General features: G+C 63.9%; 20 protein-coding genes. 8 read left to right on the forward strand and 12 right to left on the reverse strand.

The genetic code is table 11. The features are described 5' to 3' along the window. Positions 1–19 precede the first annotated feature (19 nt). The 12 genes from IAG25_RS27805 to IAG25_RS27860 form a co-directional block, all read right to left on the reverse strand. Positions 20–370 (reverse strand): DUF3088 domain-containing protein, encoded by a 351-nt coding sequence (locus IAG25_RS27805; protein ID WP_187607692.1) that lies wholly within the window; start codon positions 368–370, stop codon positions 20–22. 253 nt (positions 371–623) lie between these two features. After that, positions 624–845 (reverse strand): hypothetical protein, encoded by a 222-nt coding sequence (locus IAG25_RS27810; protein WP_187607693.1) that lies wholly within the window; start codon positions 843–845, stop codon positions 624–626. A 208-nt stretch (positions 846–1,053) separates the two neighbouring features. Beyond that, entirely contained in the window at positions 1,054–1,662 is a 609-nt protein-coding gene (locus tag IAG25_RS27815) for a c-type cytochrome (RefSeq protein WP_187607694.1), read from the reverse strand. After that, the gene (gene soxC, locus IAG25_RS27820; protein ID WP_187607861.1) at positions 1,655–2,875 is read right to left on the reverse strand and encodes a sulfite dehydrogenase; all 1,221 of its coding nucleotides are present in this window, start codon (positions 2,873–2,875) and stop codon (positions 1,655–1,657) included. Before soxC ends, IAG25_RS27815 begins: the two co-directional genes overlap by 8 nt. A 263-nt stretch (positions 2,876–3,138) precedes the next feature. Next, positions 3,139–4,578 (reverse strand): NAD(P)-binding domain-containing protein, encoded by a 1,440-nt coding sequence (locus IAG25_RS27825; RefSeq protein ID WP_187607695.1) that lies wholly within the window; start codon positions 4,576–4,578, stop codon positions 3,139–3,141. Positions 4,579–4,669: 91 nt separating this feature from the next. Next, complete coding sequence (locus IAG25_RS27830; RefSeq protein WP_187607696.1) at positions 4,670–5,134, reverse strand: RidA family protein; 465 nt, start codon at positions 5,132–5,134, stop codon at positions 4,670–4,672. Between the two features lie 139 nt (positions 5,135–5,273). Then, positions 5,274–5,597: a 4Fe-4S dicluster domain-containing protein gene (locus IAG25_RS27835; RefSeq protein WP_062259316.1), complete on the reverse strand. Its 324-nt coding sequence runs from the start codon at positions 5,595–5,597 to the stop codon at positions 5,274–5,276. Beyond that, complete coding sequence (locus IAG25_RS27840; protein WP_255503974.1) at positions 5,594–7,210, reverse strand: FAD-dependent oxidoreductase; 1,617 nt, start codon at positions 7,208–7,210, stop codon at positions 5,594–5,596. Before IAG25_RS27840 ends, IAG25_RS27835 begins: the two co-directional genes overlap by 4 nt. After that, positions 7,207–7,998, reverse strand: a complete 792-nt coding sequence (locus tag IAG25_RS27845; RefSeq protein ID WP_187607698.1) for an ABC transporter permease — start codon at positions 7,996–7,998, stop codon at positions 7,207–7,209. The genes IAG25_RS27840 and IAG25_RS27845 overlap by 4 nt, the downstream gene beginning before the upstream one ends. A 21-nt stretch (positions 7,999–8,019) precedes the next feature. Further along, positions 8,020–8,820, reverse strand: coding sequence for an ABC transporter ATP-binding protein (locus IAG25_RS27850; protein WP_062259314.1), 801 nt, complete (start codon positions 8,818–8,820; stop codon positions 8,020–8,022). Positions 8,821–8,839: 19 nt separating this feature from the next. Continuing rightward, entirely contained in the window at positions 8,840–9,853 is a 1,014-nt protein-coding gene (locus IAG25_RS27855; RefSeq protein WP_309243973.1) for an ABC transporter substrate-binding protein, read from the reverse strand. Positions 9,854–9,867: 14 nt separating this feature from the next. Beyond that, entirely contained in the window at positions 9,868–10,809 is a 942-nt protein-coding gene (locus IAG25_RS27860) for a TauD/TfdA dioxygenase family protein (protein ID WP_187607699.1), read from the reverse strand. A 373-nt stretch (positions 10,810–11,182) separates the two neighbouring features. Between IAG25_RS27860 and IAG25_RS27865 the strand changes: the two genes are divergently transcribed. The 8 genes from IAG25_RS27865 (at position 11,183) to IAG25_RS27900 (ending at position 19,702) form a co-directional block, all read left to right on the forward strand. Beyond that, positions 11,183–12,376, forward strand: coding sequence for a porin (locus tag IAG25_RS27865; protein ID WP_187607700.1), 1,194 nt, complete (start codon positions 11,183–11,185; stop codon positions 12,374–12,376). A gap of 221 nt (positions 12,377–12,597) precedes the next feature. Further along, positions 12,598–12,801: a cold-shock protein gene (locus tag IAG25_RS27870; RefSeq protein ID WP_187607701.1), complete on the forward strand. Its 204-nt coding sequence runs from the start codon at positions 12,598–12,600 to the stop codon at positions 12,799–12,801. A 146-nt stretch (positions 12,802–12,947) separates the two neighbouring features. Next, positions 12,948–13,220 (forward strand): hypothetical protein, encoded by a 273-nt coding sequence (locus IAG25_RS27875; RefSeq protein ID WP_187607702.1) that lies wholly within the window; start codon positions 12,948–12,950, stop codon positions 13,218–13,220. 273 nt (positions 13,221–13,493) lie between these two features. Beyond that, positions 13,494–14,834, forward strand: coding sequence for an LLM class flavin-dependent oxidoreductase (locus IAG25_RS27880; protein WP_187607703.1), 1,341 nt, complete (start codon positions 13,494–13,496; stop codon positions 14,832–14,834). A 231-nt stretch (positions 14,835–15,065) separates the two neighbouring features. Then, positions 15,066–17,006, forward strand: coding sequence for an arylsulfatase (locus tag IAG25_RS27885; protein ID WP_187607704.1), 1,941 nt, complete (start codon positions 15,066–15,068; stop codon positions 17,004–17,006). Positions 17,007–17,013: 7 nt separating this feature from the next. Further along, positions 17,014–18,054, forward strand: coding sequence for a formylglycine-generating enzyme family protein (locus IAG25_RS27890; RefSeq protein ID WP_187607705.1), 1,041 nt, complete (start codon positions 17,014–17,016; stop codon positions 18,052–18,054). Then, the gene (locus IAG25_RS27895; RefSeq protein WP_187607706.1) at positions 18,054–18,842 is read left to right on the forward strand and encodes a MetQ/NlpA family ABC transporter substrate-binding protein; all 789 of its coding nucleotides are present in this window, start codon (positions 18,054–18,056) and stop codon (positions 18,840–18,842) included. The genes IAG25_RS27890 and IAG25_RS27895 overlap by 1 nt, the downstream gene beginning before the upstream one ends. Continuing rightward, positions 18,839–19,702, forward strand: coding sequence for a YkgJ family cysteine cluster protein (locus IAG25_RS27900; protein ID WP_441301380.1), 864 nt, complete (start codon positions 18,839–18,841; stop codon positions 19,700–19,702). The genes IAG25_RS27895 and IAG25_RS27900 overlap by 4 nt, the downstream gene beginning before the upstream one ends. Positions 19,703–19,732: the final 30 nt, after the last annotated feature.

Consider the following 19,732-nt stretch of genomic DNA (forward strand, 5'->3'; position numbering starts at 1 on the left):
AATAGTCTCGTTTGCCGAATCAGTCATGCACTTTGGGAAAACCGTGGCGCTCCGCGAGCAACGCTAGAATGCGGCGCGTATCGGTGATGAAGCGTTTCTCGCCTAGGCTCTTCACGTCGGACGGTGCGGGGTATTCGTCGCCCAGCACCAGCACGGGCAGATTTTGATGCGCCTCGCTCAGTGCTTCGACCGCGGCTTTGCGGGGACGCTGGAACGGCACGCGGCGGATATCGAGGCGCGTGTTGCGCTCCGGATCGCTTGCGAGCAAACCTTCGATAGGCGCGCCGTCCGGGCAAATGAACACTTCGCCCGGGCGTTTCGGATCGGTGAAGCCCGGTTCCAGCAGAATCAGTAGATCGCGTTGAGTCATGGTCGGCGTCATGAGTGGTTGAGAGCCGCCACAGCGTAACTATCCCGCGCTGAGATTGGAACGAATTGGATCTGCTAACCAAATCTGCGGCGCGCATGACGAAAGACGGATCGCGCTTTAGCGGATTTTCTGGTTCTCCGCGGCTCTGCGCGGAACCACATTTGACGGTTGAGCCCGCGCGTCACGATGCACGCAAGGAAACGACGTGTTCCCGGATCGACAGCTCAGGCGGCTATCCGATACTTCGTCGACGTTATCCGCGCTTCCTGCGCGCGCTGCGCTGATCGATCCACAGCCGCGCCCAGCGTGCCGCATAGGCGATCGCGTGATCGCGCTCGAAAAAGTAATCGAGCGCATCGAAGGTGAAGCTTGCTCCGTGCGCGTACCGGCGATGTTCGATCGTCAGGTTGGCCGCATATAAGCCGCTCGGCATGGCCTGAGCGGAGGCTGCAACCTCAAAACCTTTGTATTGCATGAAGGGAGTCCTCGCGGCGAATTCAGGCAACATTGCCCGAACCGCTTCATGCTAGGGGTCGACGAACGCACCGCCAACCAATCCTTTGACGTTTGTAAATCACTGGCGGCATCGATTCATCATTACGTCATGCTACGCATTTCTATTCGATGCTGCTGCTATCGGAAACGACGCGTTGCTCGCATGGCGTGATCCGTCGACTTTCCGTTCAAAGGCGTCCCGGTCGCGGGTCCGGAACGAATCCATCGCGGTTCGGCATGCGGATGGCGGCAAGTGAATGTGCATCGAGGCGAGCGTCGTCGGGCACGATGCCGTTCTGATTCAGGATCCACGCGCTCACGGCATACACCTCGTCCGCGCTCAGGGATTGCGGTGCGTTATAGGGCATTGCGCGGCGGATGTAATCGAAGAGTGTCGTCGCGCACGGCCAGTAGCTTCCGACCGTGCGTACCGGCTTCTCGCTCGCGAGCGTGCCACGGCCGCCGGTCAGCCGGTCGCCCAGCACGCCCTCCCCTTTCGCGCCGTGACACGAGGCGCACTGTGCCGCGAAGATCCGCGCACCGGTCACCACATCGCCGCTGCCCGCGGGAAGGCCGCGACCGTCAGGCGCGACATCGATGTTCCATGCGGCGATGTCCGCAGCGCTCACGGGCGTGCCGATTGCGCCGATAGCCGCGTGATGCGTTGCATCGTCCAACGCAGCCTGCGATGCACGTCCGTCCCGCCACGGCCCCGAGCAGGCGGTCAGACACAACGCCGTCAGACCAACGATCAGCGGGCGCACGGCACGAGGTTGTCGAGTTGAATCCCTATGCATTTTTCACGCTGCCATCGGCGTCGACGCGCCATTGCTGAATGCCGTTGTAGTGGTAGTTCGAGTTCAGCCCGCGCGCGGCGACCAGCGCCTCGCGTGTCGGCTGGATGTACCCGGTCGAGTCCGTCGCCCGCGAGAGGATCGTGGCCGGTTCACCGTTCCATACCCATCCCGCATGAAAACGCGTGATCGCGCGATCTCCGGGCGTGCCATCGAGCCGCGCCGCTTGCCATGAACGGCCACCATCGACGGATACTTCGACCTGACGAATCGCGCCGCGTCCCGACCAGGCCAGCCCCACGATCGGGTAGTAGCCATGAGTCGTCAACTTGTGCCCGGGAGATGGCCGCGTGATGACCGATTTCGCGTCCATCTCGAACACGAACTGGCGCGCGCGACCGTCAGCCAGCAAGTTCGTGTATTTCGACGTTTCCTCTCGCGTTTCGAGCGGCCCGTCGACGAGCTTGAGCCTGCGCAGCCACTTCACGTTGGTGTTGCCTTCGAAGCCGGGGATCAGAAGCCGCAGCGGATAGCCGTTCTCCGGCCGCAGCCGCTCGCCGTTCTGCGCATACACGACGAGCGCACGATCGAGCACGCGATCGAGCGGCAGGCTGCGCGTCATCGCAGCCGCATCGGCGCCCTCCGCGAGAATCCAGCGCGGTCCTTGTCCGTCGTTCGCAGCGAGCCCGCCGGCGGCCTCGATCAACGTCGAAAGCCGCACGCCGGTCCACTCGCAGCACGACAGGAGCCCATGCGTAAGCTGAACGGGCAACCCGCTCGACCCTTTCCATTCGCTCGCGGTGTTGCCCGAACATTCGAGAAAGTGCACGCGCGACTCGGAAGGCAGCCGCAGCAAATCGTCCATCGTGAAGAGCTTCGGCTCGCGCACGAGGCCATGAATCACGAGCCGGTGCTGGTCCGGGTCGATATCCGGCACACCGGCGTGATGGCGCTCGTAGACGAGCCCGTTAGGTGTGATCGCGCCGTGCAGATCGGCGAGCGGCGTCAGCGACGAGGCCGCGCCCGGCACCGGCCACGCACGCGCCGCGCGGCGCACGACCTCAGATTCGCGCGGCGATGGCAGGCCATAGGGATGATCGAGAATCGGCGCGCCAGGCATGCGCGTCCACGGCTCGACGCTGAGCGGCTGCAACAGCCTGGACGCCGCATTCGCGTGAGGCACCACGACTGCCGACAGCGCGAGGCCACCCAGCATCCGGCGTTGCGGCGAAGCGGGAGATAGTGACCCCGGCTTCGCCAGATCGCCGGGCGGTTTGGCGGAAAGCGATGAGAAACGCGGGATTTTCGGCATGCTCGATGGTCGGCAGAGAAGGCAAGCAGTCGGGCGCCGGATTATAGGTCGCCGTTTCGGGATGCCCAATCGAGATTGCGACTATGCAAATGACAAGGATTGCTTAAGCGCCATCGTCTAAGGCGCTCCTACGAATGCGATGACGGCGATACCAGTCGCCTCGCCCGCTAACCCGCCTTGCGGTACACGCGATCCGCGTAAGCCGCCTCGTCGAAGTCAGCCGGAACATCGCCGCCCATGCGGACTTCGTGCGCCTCCAGATCCTCCAGAAACAGGTCCTGGCTGATGCGCCGAACGACTGCCGGAATATCGCGCTTCATGCACGGCACGTCGCCGACCGGCACGCCCCGGCTCACAAATCCCGCCGGATTGAAGACGTGAATATGCTTCAGGAACGATGCCTCGCCGTGCCGCTTTTCGACATATTCGAGCGCATCGCCGAGGTAGGGATGTGCACCGAGCGCATCGTCGCGTTCGTCGGACGCGGGCGTGTAGCGGTCGCGCCAGAGCAGCACATGATCGGCGATGCCCGCGAGTTCGGGGCGTGCATGCAGATCGACGGTGTAGCCCGTGCCCGCGATCACGAAATCGAATTCGAATGTGCCATCTTCCGCACGCGCGCGCACGCGGTCGCCATCGACGACGGCTTCATGCCAGGGCGCCGCCAAATGCAGATGGAAGTTCGCCTGACGCGCCACGCGTTCGATGGCGTCGGCGGGCGCAGTCGAGCCCGCGCGACGAAACCGCAGCGCCTGGCGCCAGCGCACGGCATCGGGCAGCGAGGGAAAGTTATCGTATGCGCCCGGATACGCGCGTGCGCGGCTCACCGGGACCGCAGGCAATGCCGCGCGCCGAACGAACAGATGCACGTCGCGCGCGCCCGCTTCGAGTGCGGTCGCGGCCGCATCGAATGCCGATGCCGCGCCGCCGATCACCGCCACGGTCTTGCCCGCGAGCGACGCGAAATCGATCGCATCGGACGTGTGCGCCAGATGCGTGGCCGGCAGCGACGCCAGCGGCGGCACGATGTTCGGCCGGCCGTTGCCCCATACGCCATTGGCGAGAATGATCTTGCGCGCCGTCTCGACGCGAAGCTCGACGCCGCGCGCCGTACGCACCGTCAGATGCAGGCGGAAATGCGCACCCTGTGGCTCGATGAGCGTGAGCGTCGTGCCATAGCGAACCGGAATGCCGAGAAACTCGCGATACCAAGCGAGATAGTCGGCCCACTGCTTGCGCCCTATCCGTTCGATATCGGCGTACGATGCCTCGCCGTGACGCGCCTCGTGCCACGCCTGAAAGCCCAGTCCCGGCAAGCCCGCTTCCGGTCCGGGCAGAATCTTCGGCGTGCGCAGACGATTCATCCGCGCGTAGTTGCGCCATGAACCCGCGCGCGCTTCGTCGGGCGCGGCGTCGATCACGCTGACCCCGCCGATGCCCGCGCGCCGCAACGCGAAGGCGAACGCCGCGCCGGTCTGCCCGCCGCCGACGATCAACGCGTTATGGTCGATGCCCGGCCGCGCGACGACCCAATTTTCCGGATCGGGGCCGATGAGACGCAGCGTCTCCAGCGCGTGCCGGTCGTGTGAGTGTTTCGATTCGTTCATGTGCTTTTTGACGTTATTACGCGATGACATCGGAGAAGACGCGCGTCGCGAAGCTTCTCTTGCGCGCCGCCTGCGTCGCTCTTCGGGGCGATCAGTCGCTCACGCCGACCACGGCGCGCAGGATCACCGGCTGCCCGCCGCGCAACGACACGGCGCCAAACACCGAGCGCGCGTGCACGCCGGCATCGCCCAGAACCTCGACCAGCAGGTCCGATGCGCCGTCGAGCACCTTCGCGTGGTCTTCGAAGGCGGCGTCGGCGTTCACGAAGCCCTGCACGTCGAGTACCTGCTTCACGCGTTCGAGCGAGCCGAGTTCGTCGCGCAGCACGAGCAGCAGTTCCAGTGCCGCCTCACGTGCGAACGAAACGCCGTCTTCGAGTGTGAGCGTGTCACCCAGCCTGCCTCTGGATGGCTTACCGTCGATGGCAGCGCCCGCCGACTTGCCCGACACGAAAACGAGATCGCCCCAGCGCGTGGCATTGCGATAGTTCGCCTTCGGGTTGCTCGAAGTGCGGTCGGGGTCGATCAGACGGTTGAGTCTTTCGTCGGCGCTCATGGTGGTCCTGTCGGTATGAATGCGTGACATCACGCGGTGCCGCTCATGTTATGCAGCGTCGGCCAACGCGCTAACCAACGAAGCTTCATATCGATATGAGCAGCCCTCGCGCGGCGCGGCGCGTTCGTTACGCGCCTTCTCAGTGCACGCGGCTCAGCAGCTCATAGCTGGCATCGTCCGCCGCGCCGGACCGCTGGCCGCGACGCCAGCCGATGGCCTGCCGGTAGCTGCCCTTGAGCGTCGCCGCCGCATCGACGCTCGCGCCGGATGTGGTCTGAGGCGCGACATACAGCGCGTCTTCCGGGCAGTACAGTTCGCACATAAAGCAGGTCTGACAATCGTCCTGCCGCGCAATGACCGGCTTGCCATCCGTCGACGTCGATGCATCGAAGACGTTGGTCGGGCACACCCGAACGCAGATATCGCAGCCGGTGCAGCGTTCCGTATCGACGATTTCGATCATGCGGCGATATCCTCATTCGCTTCATGGCGCACCCCGTGGCGGGCGACCCAGACTTCATCTAGACCGCCGCTCAGCAGGCGATGCCGCTGCGCTGCATCGGCCGCCGGGTAATCCTGCCGGCGCGCCATGCCGCGCGTCTCCGTACGGACGAGCGCGGTGCGATACATCCAGCGCGACACGGCGAGCATGGCGACGGCTTCGCGAGCGCGGACCATCTGGCTCCGATCCGACACAGCCGCGCCTCGCACGCGATGCCAAAGCGCATCGAGCCGCCCGAGCGAAGCTTCGAGCAGGTCCGAGCGACGTGTCCAGTTGCGCTGCGTCGGCAACACTTCGTCCTGAACCGCGCGGATGAGCGCAGCGGGATCGATGGGCGCGTTCGCGCCGCCATCGCGCAAGATCGTACGGCCTGCCCGAAGCAACGCTCGCGGCGTGCGCAACGCGCGCGCCGCGCGGGCGTGATCGGCCGCGCCCGCGCCGGCCCAGAAGCCGGAAGACATCGCCCAAGCGGCGTTGTGGCTGCCGCCGCCCGTGAAGCCGCCGCAGATCAGCTCGCGCGTGGCGGCGTCGCCGGCGGCATACAGGCCCGGAACGGAGCTTGCGCAAGTCGCGTCGGTCACGTGCAGGCCGCCGGTGCCACGCACGGTGCCTTCGAGCCGCAACGTGACAGGGAAATGCCGGGTGAACGGATCGATGTCCAGCCGATCGAACGGCACGAAGAAGTTCGGCTGCGAGCGGCGCATCCACGCGCGAATGTCGGCATCCGTGCGGTCGAGGCATGCGAACACGGGCTGCGATTCCAGCGTCTTGGCAATGACCCCGCGTCCGTGCGATGATCCCGCGCCGGGAATCGCCGTCCCCGTTGCATCGTAGAAAGTGGCCCAGTTATAGAACAGCGATTTCGTCACCGAGCAAAACGCCAGCCCCACACCGTAAGCATTCGAGAACTCCATGCCGGAGAACTCCGCGCCGGCTTCGGCGGCCATCAGATGACCGTCGCCCGTCAGCACGTTGCAGCCGAGCGCGTTGCTCAGGAACGCACAGCCGCCCGTCGCCATGACGACGCTGCCGGTCCGCGCGCTCCAGGTCTCGCCCACCTGCCGATGCACGCCCGCCGCGCCCGCCACCGCGCCGTGCTCGTCGACCAGCAGTTCCAGCGCCGGACTGTGATCGAGAATCTGCACGCCGGCCTCCTTCACACGCTTGCGCATGAGCCGCATGTATTCGGGGCCCTGCAAAGAGGTCCGGCGCGCGTTGCCGGCATCGTCGATCGGAAACGGATAGCCCCATTCCGCCAGACGTTCGCTGTTGAGCCAGGTCTGCTCCAGCACGCGATCCATCCACGCGCGTTCGGCGAGTTCGCCGCCGAGTGCGTAACGGCTCGCCTTCGCGCGTTCGCGGGCGTCCCTGTCGCGCGGCACGTACCAGACGCCCGTGCCCGATGGCGCCGTCGCGCCCGACGTGCCGCAAAAGCCCTTGTCCGCGAGCACCACGCGCGCGCCTCTCGCGGCGGCGCTGACCGCGGCCCACGTGCCCGCCGGGCCGCCGCCGATGACGAGCACGTCGGCGTCGTAGTGACGTTGTGCATCGGTCATGCTCGCGCGCTGCGTCATGCCTGCTCCTTCCATGCGGCGAGCCGCTTTTCGGCGAGCAGCACCGTCTGATTGAATGCGAGTCCGAGCAAAGCCAGCGTGATGATGCCCGCGTACATCTTCGGAATCTCGAAGGTGAACTGCGAATAGTTGACTAGATAGCCGAGGCCCGCCTTCGCACCGACCATTTCCGCCGCGATGAGCACGAGAATCGAATAGGCGCCCGCGATGCGAATGCCCGTGAACACCGCAGGCACCGACGCGGGCAAGACGACCTTCGCGAACAGTCGCAGCGGTTTGAGGCCCATCGAACGCGCGGAGCGGATCAGCAGCGGATCGACATTGCGCACGCCGCTGACGGTGTTGAGCACGACGGGCCAGATGCACGAGTAGACGACCATCGATACTTTCGATGTTTCGCCCATGCCAAGCACGAGCACGAACACCGGCAGCAGGGCGAGCGGCGCGGTATTGCGAAACAGTTCGAGCAGCGGATCGAGCACGTCGGCGAGTGTTCGATACCAGCCGATGAACAAGCCGAGCGGCACGCCGAGCGCGACGGCGATCGCGAAGCCGGAGAGCGCGCGCGCCCCGCTGGCGAAGAGATGCACCCAAAGCTCGCCCGACACCGCCATGTCGTACAACGCGCGAAGCACCACGGAAAACGGCGGCAGGAAGGTCGCATCGACCCAGTTCAAACGCGGCAGCGCTTCCCACAGCGCCGCGAACGCCACGATCGCGATGCTCGACCGGACCGCGCGCGGCAAGCCCCAGGCGACGCGCTCGGGCGCAGCGATGACCGTACTCATCCAAGCTCCCTTGAAGGTGGATCAGGCCGCCTGCGCGACCTGCAAATGCCCGGCTCCGCGGCGCGAGCGGATCAGTTGCCAGATCTCGTGCCGCAGCCGGACGAATTCGGGCGTCGCGCGCACGTCCTCGCCGATATCGCTCTTTGGCACGTTCACCGGCAACACATGCGTGATGCGTCCAGGCGCCGCGGCCATCACCAGCACGCGCTGACCGAGATAGATGGCTTCGTCGATCGAATGCGTGATGAAGACGACGGTCGTCCCGGTGCGCTTCCAGATGCGCAGCAACTCGTCCTGCAGGGATTCGCGGGTCTGCGCATCGAGTGCGGCGAATGGCTCGTCCATCAGAAGAACGTCGGGTTCATAAGCGAGAGAACGCGCGATGGCGACGCGCTGCTTCATACCGCCCGACAACTGATGCGGATAGCGGTCCGCGAACTCGCTCAAGCCCACGAGTTCCAGAAAGCGCCGCGCCCGGGCAAACTGCTCGGCCTTCGCGACGCCCTTCGCTTCCAGTCCGAACGCGACATTGCCGAGCGCCGTCCGCCATGGAAACAGCGCGTACTGCTGAAACACGATGCCGCGATCCAGTCCGGGCCCTTCGACCTTGCGTCCATCGATCAGAATCTCGCCGGAATCTGGCTGCGTCAGCCCGCCGATGAGATCGAGCAGCGTGGTCTTGCCGCACCCGCTCGGGCCGACGAGCGAGACGAACTCGCCCGCGGCCACATGAAAGGAAACGTCGTCGAGCACGGCGAAGCGATCGCGCCGATTCACGCGATAGCCCTTTGCGACCCTGCGCACATCGATCGATGCACTCATTGCTGCGCCTCCAGGTGCGTCAGTGGCTGGCCACTGCCTGATTGAACGGATTGAACTGGTTGGAATACACCGCTTCCGGGTTGACCTGTCCGGGCTTGAGTACGCCGTTCTTCACATACCAGTCGATGTACGTCGTGAAATCCTCCGCCGCGATCACGCCGCCCTTGCCGCCCACGCCCGGCGACTTCCAGTAATTGACGATAGTCGCGTCTTCATTTCGATGCCGCGCATCGACGATCTTCTTCAACCGTGCGACGACCACGTCGCGCGGCGTCGTGCGAGTCCATTCGATCGCGCGGGCGGTGCCATCAACGAACTTGCGCACGGTGTTCGAGTTCTGCGCGATGAAGCGGTCCGTGAACAGATAGCTCGCATAGCCGTAAGAGCCGAACTGCGCGTAGTCCGTCGTGAGCAGGCGCGCGCCACCATCGGCGAGCAGCTTGTCCTTGATGATGTCTTCGAGAAAGATCGCGTCGAGCTGCTTCTGTTTGAGCAGTTGCGCGAGATTCACCGGCGGAGCGGGCACGAACGTCACGCGGTCGATATCGGCCTGGGACAAGCCCGACTTCTGCAGATACGCGGTCACGAGATATTGCTGATACGCGCCCGGCGTATTGACGCCGATCTTCTTGCCGACGAGATCGCGCGGGTCCTTGATCGCGCTATCCTGCAGGACGAAGAGACCGCCGTTGGTCTCCTTGTCCGTGCCGACGTACGAGATCACCGCCTTGACCGGCGCATGCGCCGCGACGAGCTTGACGATGGAGCCATTGAAGGCGCCGCCGAAATCGACGTCGCCGGTCACGGCGGCCTGAATGTCCTGCGGACCGCTGATCGTGTTGCCGATCCACTTCAGCTTGATCGGCGCGAGATAGCCCAGATCCTCCGCAAGCTCCGGATACAGGACCTTGCTCGCCCAGCCCTGATAGCGCAGTTCGAGCTTTTCGGGCGTTTGCGCAACCGCCGCCGTCGCGCTCGCGGCGAACGCGACGGCCGGCAGCGCTGCATGAATGAATTTCTTGATGACAGTCACGCGTTCGCCTCCGGTCAGAACACGCCGTCGTGTTCGAGCGTGATGCGGTGAATGCGCCGCTTCGCCGTGCCGTAATCTCGCGCCGCATAGTGCTGCACTTGCCGGTTGTCCCAGATGGCGACATCGCCCTCTTTCCATTCGAAGCGCGCCTGCACTTCCGGCGTCTTGACGAGATCGTAGAGATAGTTGAGCAGGCTCTGACTCTGCGTCTTCGACACGCCGAGGATATGGCTCGTATGCCCCTCGTTGACGAAGACGAGCTTGCGTCCGTTCTCGGGATGCGTCTTGATGACGGGCACTTCAATCGGCGGATATTTCAGAGCGGCATCGTGGAAGCGCGCAAGTCCGGCTTCGACGCTGTTTTCCTCCGTGCCTTCGGGGATTTCATAGCCGCTCAGCAGATCCGCGAGCGCGCCCTTCTTCGGCGACGCGATGAAGGTATTCACCGCGGTCAGCTTCTCGAAGTAGCGGGCCAGATCGGCGTCCAGCAAGTCGTAGACTGCCGCCGACGAGGCCCAGATCGTGTCGCCGCCGCCACCTTCCGGAATCTCCTTCGCATGAAGGACGGTGGCCTTGGGCGGCTGATGCTGCCACGAAACGTCGACGTGCCAGTTATCCGTGCCGCCCGAACGGGCCTTGTCGCCACCGTGAGCGATGACCTCGATCTCGGGAACCCCGGAGACCGCCGGGAGGTAGACGTTCTTGCGGATCGGGTTGCCGAAGATGCGCGCGAGCGCCACATGCTGCTCCGACGTGAGCGCCTGGTCACGAAAAAAAATCACGCCGTGATCGACCAACGCCTGCCGCAGCGTGCGATGGTTGTCCTCGCTGAGCGGCGCGGCGAGATCGACGTTCTCGACGACCGCGCCGACGAGCGGCTTGTAGCGCCGCACGCGCAGATCCTGGTGGCCTTCGGTTTGCGACTGCAGTTCTCGATGATCCAGCACCGTGCTCATACATTCCTCCGTCGTCGTTGAGTCGTTCAATCAGACCATCGGAAAGCGCTGCTTCGCAACGAACGAATCGATGCAAGCGTATGAGCGCATCGTCGACGACCCTTTTCACGTGAGCGCTCGAATGCTTCGAGAAATGCGTTACATACGCATCGCCTGGGGATGTCCTATGTTTTGAGGTTGCGCGTCGTTTGCACCCATCTCACGTGCGGTCTCCCGACGCCGGCGGCGAGCATTTCGATCGTTCTCCGATGTAACCCGGAATCCAAATAAGACGATCCCACCATTACAAACGAGAAATCCTTCGTTGGACTTCGGTAAGCACGACCGTAATATCCGGCTTCCTCGAACTCATGGTTAATACCTAAGGAAGCGAATGAAACGAGTCGCATTCGCCGGCGCCGCTGGCTTATTGGTCGCCCTTCCCGGCATCGTTCAGGCACAGAGTTCCGTCACCTTGTACGGGCTCATCGACGCCGGTCTCGCCTATACGAACAATCAGCGTGGGGCGTCCAACGTGCAGGCGACAAGCGGCAAACTCAACGGCAGCCGCTGGGGCCTCAAAGGCGTCGAAGATCTCGGCGGCGGCTACAAGGCGCTGTTCACGCTCGAGAGCGGCTATCGCGTCAACGACGGCACGCTCGCTCAGGGTGGACGCGAATTCGGACGGCAAGCCTATGTGGGCGTGGCGAAGACGGGCATCGGCACGCTGACGCTCGGGCGTCAGTACGATCCGAACACGGATCTCGTCGCGCTGTTCGCGGGGCCGGGCTTCTGGTCGCCCGCCACGCACGTCGGCGATAACGACAATCTGAATCAGACCTTCCGCATCAACAATGCTGTGAAATTCAAGAGCGATACCATCGCGGGCGTGACTGTCGATGCGCTCTACGCGTTCAGCAATCAGGCCAGCAACGGCGCCGGCGCGGGCTTCGGCAACAACCGCGCGTGGGGCGTGTCGGCGAGCTATGCCACCGGGCCGCTGCAACTCGGCGCGGGCTATCTCCTGCTTGATCATCCGAATGTCGCGTCCAACACGAGCGGCGCGATCGGCGGTGCATCGACTACGTCCGGCGACGACTATAGCGGCGCATTCTTCTATGGCATCAACGGCGGCGTCGCGCGGCAGCAGGTGGCGGTCGCGGGTGGCAACTACGCGTTCGGATCGGTCGCGACGGTCGGCTTCGCATGGAGCCACACGCAGCTCGACTACAACGATGGCTCGTCGCGCAAATTCAACAACTACGATGTGAATGGCCGCTACAACATCACGCCGGCAACGACGCTGATCGGCGTGTACAGCTTCACTGACGGCCGCGCAAACAGTCTGCCCGGCACCGGCGGCACGACACTCAAGCCGCGCTGGCATCAGTTCACGCTCGGCGTCGACTACGTCTTGTCCAAGCGCACCGACATCTATCTCTCCGGCGTCTATCAGCTCGCCGCAGGCGATGCCTCGACGCGCGTCGGTAACGGCTATCAGAAGATCGCCGCTATCGCCGACGCGGGCACGCCATCGTCGACGAACCGGCAAGTGGCGGCGTTCGGCGGCGTGCGCGTGCGCTTCTGATATGCGGCCTCGGACCGCATCGATCGACGATCATAAGCTCGTCACGACTGAGCTGATAACGATCGAATGATCCATTCGTTTGCATGACGAACGGGTGGACGTATCGTTTTCCAGTGCCGCGAAGCCGTGCAAAGCGGCCCTTGCGGACCCGACAGCAACGGAGCATCCCTGATGCGCAGCGCCTACGTCGAGGTCCGCTTCAAATCATCGAGGTGAGAGTCATGGCAACGGGCACGGTCAAGTGGTTCAACGACGCGAAAGGATACGGTTTCATCACCCCGGACGATGGCACCGATGATCTGTTTGCACACTTCTCGGAAGTGCGCAGCGAAGGATTCAAGACGCTGCGCGAACATCAGAGAGTGAATTACGAAGTCAAGCAGGGACCAAAAGGCCGGCAAGCCTCACAAATCGATCCCCTTTGAGACGATGGCACGTTGGCGCGACGACCTGCGCCCGGCAACTGGCTTTGCCTTGGCCAACGGTGGAATCAACTGCCGCTTCGCGTGATCGAGAGACTGAATCCACGCTGCTCAGAGCAGTGAATGCGAGCGTACACAGGGAATCGCCGATGATTTCATATCACAACGGTGCCGCGATTCAGGCATCCGCAGTCCGCATGGGTAATGTTTTCATCGCCCGCGCATCCATTCTCGAGGAAGACGGAGAGTCGACGTCTCTTGGCGATCTCGGTGTCTTCGCGAACAGGGAGGGCGCGTGCCAGTTCGCCGTCCGCTGTGCCGCGGCGTTCATCGATGGCGACGTCATGCCGCTTCCTCCGTGCCGAGTGATCATGGCCTCGACAGCCAGTAGCGCGTTTCGTCTGGCGAGATCGAACGGTTGATCATCCGGCGGCGAAAGCGCAGTCGCGCGTCGGTCCTGACGCAGGTTACGACGTCATCCCCGCGCCGCAAAAGTGCCACATGACCCGGACCAAATGTGCGTAGGCGCCTTGCGCGAAACACTGCCCGGCCGCGCATCAATTCCGATGGACTCTCATCGTGATGCGGTACGGCGCTATGCGCGTTGCTTCGTCTCCGGCAGTGAACCCGTTCGTCGATCCAAACCCCCGAATTATTTTTGCCCACACTCAAACGTTTCGTTCAATGAGCCGCCCATGACACGACCCACCCGACAGTTCTCGCTCGGCGCATTCCTGATGCAGACCGGCCATCACATCGCCGGCTGGCGGCATCCCGAAGCCCAGGCCGACGCCGGCAGCAACTTTCGTCACTACGTTGAACTGGCGCGGCTCGCGGAAGCCGCGAAGTTCGACACGATTTTTCTTGCGGATTCTTCGGGCATACGCACGACGCATCTGCCGTCGCTCGCGAGTACGGCCCGCAGCGACTTCTTCGACCCCGTCACCCTGCTGGCGGCGCTTGCCGCTGTGACCGAACGCATCGGCCTGATTGCCACGGTGTCCACGTCGTTTCACGAGCCCTACAACGTGGCGCGCCGTTTCGCCACGCTAGACCAGATTTCCGGCGGGCGCGCAGGGTGGAATCTGGTGACGTCCAGCAGTTCGACAGAAGCGCAGAACTTCAACCGCGATGCGCTGCCGGATCATGCCGAACGCTACGAGCGCGCCGCCGAGTTTCACGACGTCGTGCTGGGCTTGTGGGATTCCTGGGAAGACGACAGCTTCGTGCGCGACAAGCAGAGCGGCATCTATTTCGATGCGGAAAAGCTGCACGTGCTGAAGCATCGCGGCAAGCACTTTCAGGTGCGCGGCCCGCTCAACGTCGGCCGCTCGCCGCAGGGGCGTCCGGTCGTCGTGCAGGCGGGCGCGTCCGAGGACGGCCGTGCGCTGGCCGCCCGCACCGCCGAGGTGATCTTCGTCGCGCATCAGACCTTCGACGAAGCGAAGGCGTTCTACACCAATATCAAAAGCCGCCTGCCCGCCCACGGCCGCGATCCCGACGACGTGAAGATCATGCCAGGCATCTTCCCGGTCGTGGGCCGCACGCAGGCGGAAGCCGAAGAGAAATTCGAAGCGTTGCAATCGCGCGTGGATCCGGTAGTCGGCGTCGCGCTGCTGTCGACGATGCTCGGCGGCGTCGATCTGTCAGGCCATGATGTAGACGGTCCCATTCCGGAGCTGCCGGAAACGAACGGGCCGAAGAGCCGCCAGCATCTGCTCGTCGAACTCGCGCGGCGCGACCGGCTCACGATACGCGAGCTCTACCAACGCATTGCCGGGGGGCGCGGTCATCAGCAGGTTATCGGCACGCCGGCGAGTATCGCGGACCAGTTGCAGCAATGGTTCGAGGAAGGCGGCGCTGACGGCTTCAACATCATGGCCCCTTGGTTTCCCGGCGGACTCGAGGAGTTCATCAAACTGGTGCTGCCCGAACTGCGGCGGCGCGGCCTCTTTCGGACCGACTACACCGGCCACACGCTACGCGAGCATCTCGGGCTCAAACGTCCGGTGCACGCAAGTGCCGCACCGGTCTGAACCGGCTCTGCTCACTCATCGACATGGACGCGAGAGCCGTGTTCTGAGCGTCTGCAGCGCCTTGCTTCGCGCGATTCCCCGGTCGCAGCGTCCGGTCGCGACCCGACTGCGACGCCCGATCACCGCTTTCGCAAATCTGCCAGGACGACAAGCAAATCAGAAATCGATCTTTGGGGGCCGAGAGCCGATTGCTAAGATCGCCGCTCGCTTTCACGGACCGCCATAACGACAATGACCTTGCACCGCTCGATCGCTACCCGCCGCGCCGCCGTTGCGCTCGCCGTCGCCAGCCTCTTCACACTGGCCTCGTGCGGTTCTTCCAGCGATAGTTCGCCAACGACCACACCGGTCGCTTCCGCCAAACGACCGAACATCCTGTACATCATGGCCGACGACCTCGGCTATTCGGATATTCACGCGTTCGGCGGCGAAATCAACACGCCGAATCTGGATGCGCTCGTCGCATCGGGTCGTATCCTAACGAACCATCACACCGGCACGGTCTGCGCGATCACGCGCGCCATGCTGATTTCGGGCACCGACCATCATCTCGTTGGCGAAGGCACGATGGGCACGCCGACCGACGAACGCAAAAGCCTGCCGGGTTACGAAGGTTACCTGAACGACCGGGCGCTCTCCGTCGCGCAGTTGCTGAAAGACGGCGGCTATCACACGTACATGGCGGGCAAGTGGCACATCGGCTCGGGAATCGTAGGCAGTACCACGGGCGGCGGGCAGACGCCGGATCAATGGGGTTTCGAGCATAGCTATGCGCTGCTCGGCGGCGCCGCGACGAATCACTTCGCGCACGAACCCGCAGGCTCGAAGAATTACACGGAAGACGGTCAATACGTTCAGCCGGGACAGCCTGGCCAGCCGGGCAGCGCCGGCGGCAGTCCGACCGTGTACTATTCGACTGACTTCTACACGCAGCGCTTGATCTCCTACATCGACTCGAACAAGGGCGATGGCAAGCCGTCCTTTGCCTACGCGGCCTACACGTCGCCGCACTGGCCGCTGCAAGTGCCGGAGCCGTATCTGCACAACTATGCTGGTAAGTACGATGCGGGCTACGACGTCATCCGCAATGCGCGAATAGCGCGTCAGAAAGCGCTTGGTATCATTCCCGCCGATTTCAACCCGTATCAGGGCGCGCCAGAGACGCTGACCACGTCGGCCGCCACGGCGAACAATGGCACCGCGAACGCGAAGTACGTCAGCGCCGTGCACAGCGCCGCGCAAGGCTACAGCGACTATGGTCCGGGCACGGTCAACAAGTCGTGGAACAGCCTGTCCGCCGCCGAGAAGAAGGCGCAAGCGCGGTACATGGAAATCTATGCCGGCATGGTCGAAAATCTCGATCACAACATCGGCCTGTTGATCCAGCATCTGAAAGACATCGGCGAATACGACAACACGTTCATCCTGTTCCAGTCCGATAACGGCGCGGAAGGCTGGCCGATTGACTCAGGCGCGGATCCCACAGCGACCGACACTGCGAACGCATCTGAGGCGATCTATACGACACTCGGCACCGACAACGGTCAGCAGACCGCGCGGCGTCTGCAATACGGCCAGCGCTGGGCCGAAGTGAGCGCGACGCCGTTCCGGCTGACCAAGGGCTTCTCGGGCGAAGGCGGCGTATCGACGCCGCTCATCGCACATCTGCCCGGACAGACGGCACAGTTGCCGACCTTGCGCGCCTTCACACACGTGACCGACAACACCGCGACCTTCCTCGCAGTCGCGCAGATCACGCCGCCTACGCAACCGGCGCCAGCTTCAATCAACACGCTCACGGGCGTCGATTCCAACAAAGGCAAGGTGGTCTACAACAACCGTTACGTGTATCCGATCACCGGACAGTCGCTGCTCCCGATTCTCAAGGGCGACGCCACCGCCGAAGTGCACACCGCTGCGTTCGGTGACGAAGCCTACGGACGCGGTTATCTACGCAGTTCCGATGGCCGCTGGAAGGCGCTCTGGACCGAGCCGCCGACCGGTCCCGTCGACGGTCACTGGCAGCTCTTCGACCTGCAGACCGATCGCGGCGAGAACAACGACGTGTCGGCGCAGAATCCGTCGGTCATCGACAGTCTCGTGCAGCAGTGGAACAGCTACATGAGCACGGTAGGCGGCGTCGAACCGCTGCGGCCGCGCGGCTACTACTGAGCGCGCGATGAGCAGACGATGGAGATCCATTGGCGGCGCCGGCGCCGTCACGCTCGCGTTGTTCGGGGCGGGCTTCGGCGCGGCGCTCGCCGTTAACGCGGAACACGGCTTCGATCCGCGTAATCTCGCGCGCACGCTCGCGCCGCTCGGCTCCGAGCAGCAGTGCGAACGCTATTCGGGCATTCCGGCCAGGTGGCGCGACGATCCTCGCGCGGGCATGGTGCACCTGCGCGGCGGCGAGTTCGTCTTCGGCAGCAGATTTGGTTATGACGACGAGCGCCCGTTGGGCGATGGCAAGACGAAGGTCCGAGCCTTCTGGATCGACCAGACCGATGTAACCAACGCGCAGTTCGCCGCTTTCGTCTATGCGACGGGTTATGTGACCGAGGCTGAGCGTCAGGGCGGCGCCGTCGTGTTCCATGTCCCGACCCGTGAAGAAATGAACGCACGCGATCTAGCGTGGTGGTCGTGGGTGAACGGTGCGTCGTGGAAGCATCCCACCGGATTGTCGAGCACATGGAAAGGGCACGAAAATCAGCCGGTGACCATGGTCACGCTCGCCGATGCCCTTGCCTACGCGCACTGGCTCGGCCGCGATCTGCCGACCGAAGCCGAATGGGAATACGCGGGCAAGGCCGGACGCGAAGGCGCGCAGCTCGACGCCGCTCCGCGCGATGCGCACGGCAAGCCATCGGCAAATTACTGGCAAGGCGTGTTTCCAGTGCTCGACTCTGCCGAAGACGGCTATGCGGGTTTGGCGCCGGTGGGCTGCTATGCCGCGAATGATTTCAGGCTGTACGACATGATCGGCAACGCATGGGAATGGACGAAGGATCCCTACACCGGTCCGCATCAGCCGCATTCGAACGGAGACACGGCGGCGGTGGCTCCCGCGCGCAAACACGACGCGGCCATGGTCATCAAGGGCGGCTCGTTCCTGTGCGCGCAGGATTATTGCGTGCGTTACCGGGCATCGTCGCGCGAGCAGCAGGAAGCGGACTTGCCCGCGTCGCATATCGGCTTTCGCACCGTGCTGAGGGATGGCTGATGCGCGCGCGATTCCTTACCGCCGAAACAATACTGGCGGCCCTTTTCATGACGACGGCGCATGCCGCGGAGCAGACGGTTCGCATCGGCGTGAGTCCGGGCGAGGAAGCGACGATCGTCACGCATGTGCGTGAAGTCGCCGCGAAGCAGGGCATGCCGCTCGCCGTCTTGACTTTCGACGATGCCGAGCGCATCGACGCCGCGCTCGCGAACGGCACGATCGATGCGGCCAGCTTCGAGGACGAAGCGAGCCTCGTCGCACGCAGCGCGCGCAACGGCTATGCGATCGAAAGCGTCGCCGCGACCGTGACCTTGCCGATGGCGTTCTACTCGCGCAAGCTCGCGTCGATCTCTGGCTTGCCGCGCGGCGCGACCGTCGCCGTTCCCGCCGATGCCGCCGGCACCGCGCGCGCGTTGATCCTCCTGCAGAACTATGCGCTCATCACGCTGAAGGACGGTGCGGGCCTGCATCCGACGCTCGCGGATATTACCGGCAATCGCTTCAGTCTGAAGATCCGCCGGGTGGAACGCGCGAAGCTCTACGAAACACTCGACACGGCGAGCTTCGTCGCGATGAACGCCGACGATGCTGCGCGCAACAAGCTGACGCCGGGCCGCGACAGCATCGGCATCGAAGATGCGCGCTCGCCTTATCAGCATGTCCTCGCCGTGCGTACGCGGGACGCGAAGGCCGCCTGGGTCGGTCAACTCATTCGCGCCTTTCATTCCTACGATGTCGCGCATTTCATCCTCACGCAGTATCAGGATTCGGTGCGCCGGCCTTGGTGAATAGCTACTCGTTCGACTGCACCGCATGCGGCAAATGCTGCAATAGTCCGCCGGCAACGTCGCTGCGCGAACTGTTCAAACATCGCGACGTATTCGTCGGCTGCATCGCGCTCGGGCGCATACCGCGAGATGCGCACACGCCGCTGCACGCGTTTCCCGTTGATGAGGCCAATGCCATCACGATCACGACGCTTGCGCTCGATTACCCGTCGCTCGGACGCTGTCCCGCGCTCGCGCGTGACGGGTTGTGCAGCCTCCATGCAAAGGGCAAACCGGATCAGTGCATCGCGGTGCCACTCGATCCGCTCGTGCCAGATCACCTGCAACATGCGGTGCTTGCGCAGCGTTCGCATGGCGCGGGGTGGATCGGCGCGCAATGCATCCAGCCGGGCGAGCATACGGGTGCGTTGCTCCTCAAGGCTGGCGAGATCGTGGATGAACAGGCCAAGGCGGCGGTGCAACGCAGACGGCAGGCGCTTGCCGTCGAGCGGGAGCTATGGGTCGCGTCGTTGTTCGATGTCGTGAGACGCGATTTTGCCGATCCGCTCCGGGCGCTTGCGATGCTTCCTTCCGACGGTTATCGCACCATTGCGAGCGTGCCGGCACTCATTAGCATCGGCACGCTATCGACGGCGCTCGCGCGCTCGTGCATTGCCTATATCGATGCGCAGACGGCGCTGATACACCGGAACGTTGCGCAGGCGGTGCAACGCCGCCGCCTCGACGACCGGTTGATGACGCAGACACTGCGCGGCTTCTCCGATGTACTCCAGCATGCACGCGCTCATCTTTGCGCGCTGCCCGAGCGCACCGCAACCTCGGTACTCGCGAAAAAGGCCGAGGACTGGTTTCTCGCCTGAGATCGGTGAATGCACGGTGTAGGTCGCGGT

The organism is Caballeronia sp. EK (assembly GCF_014384845.1).
Lineage (GTDB): Bacteria > Pseudomonadota > Gammaproteobacteria > Burkholderiales > Burkholderiaceae > Caballeronia > Caballeronia jiangsuensis.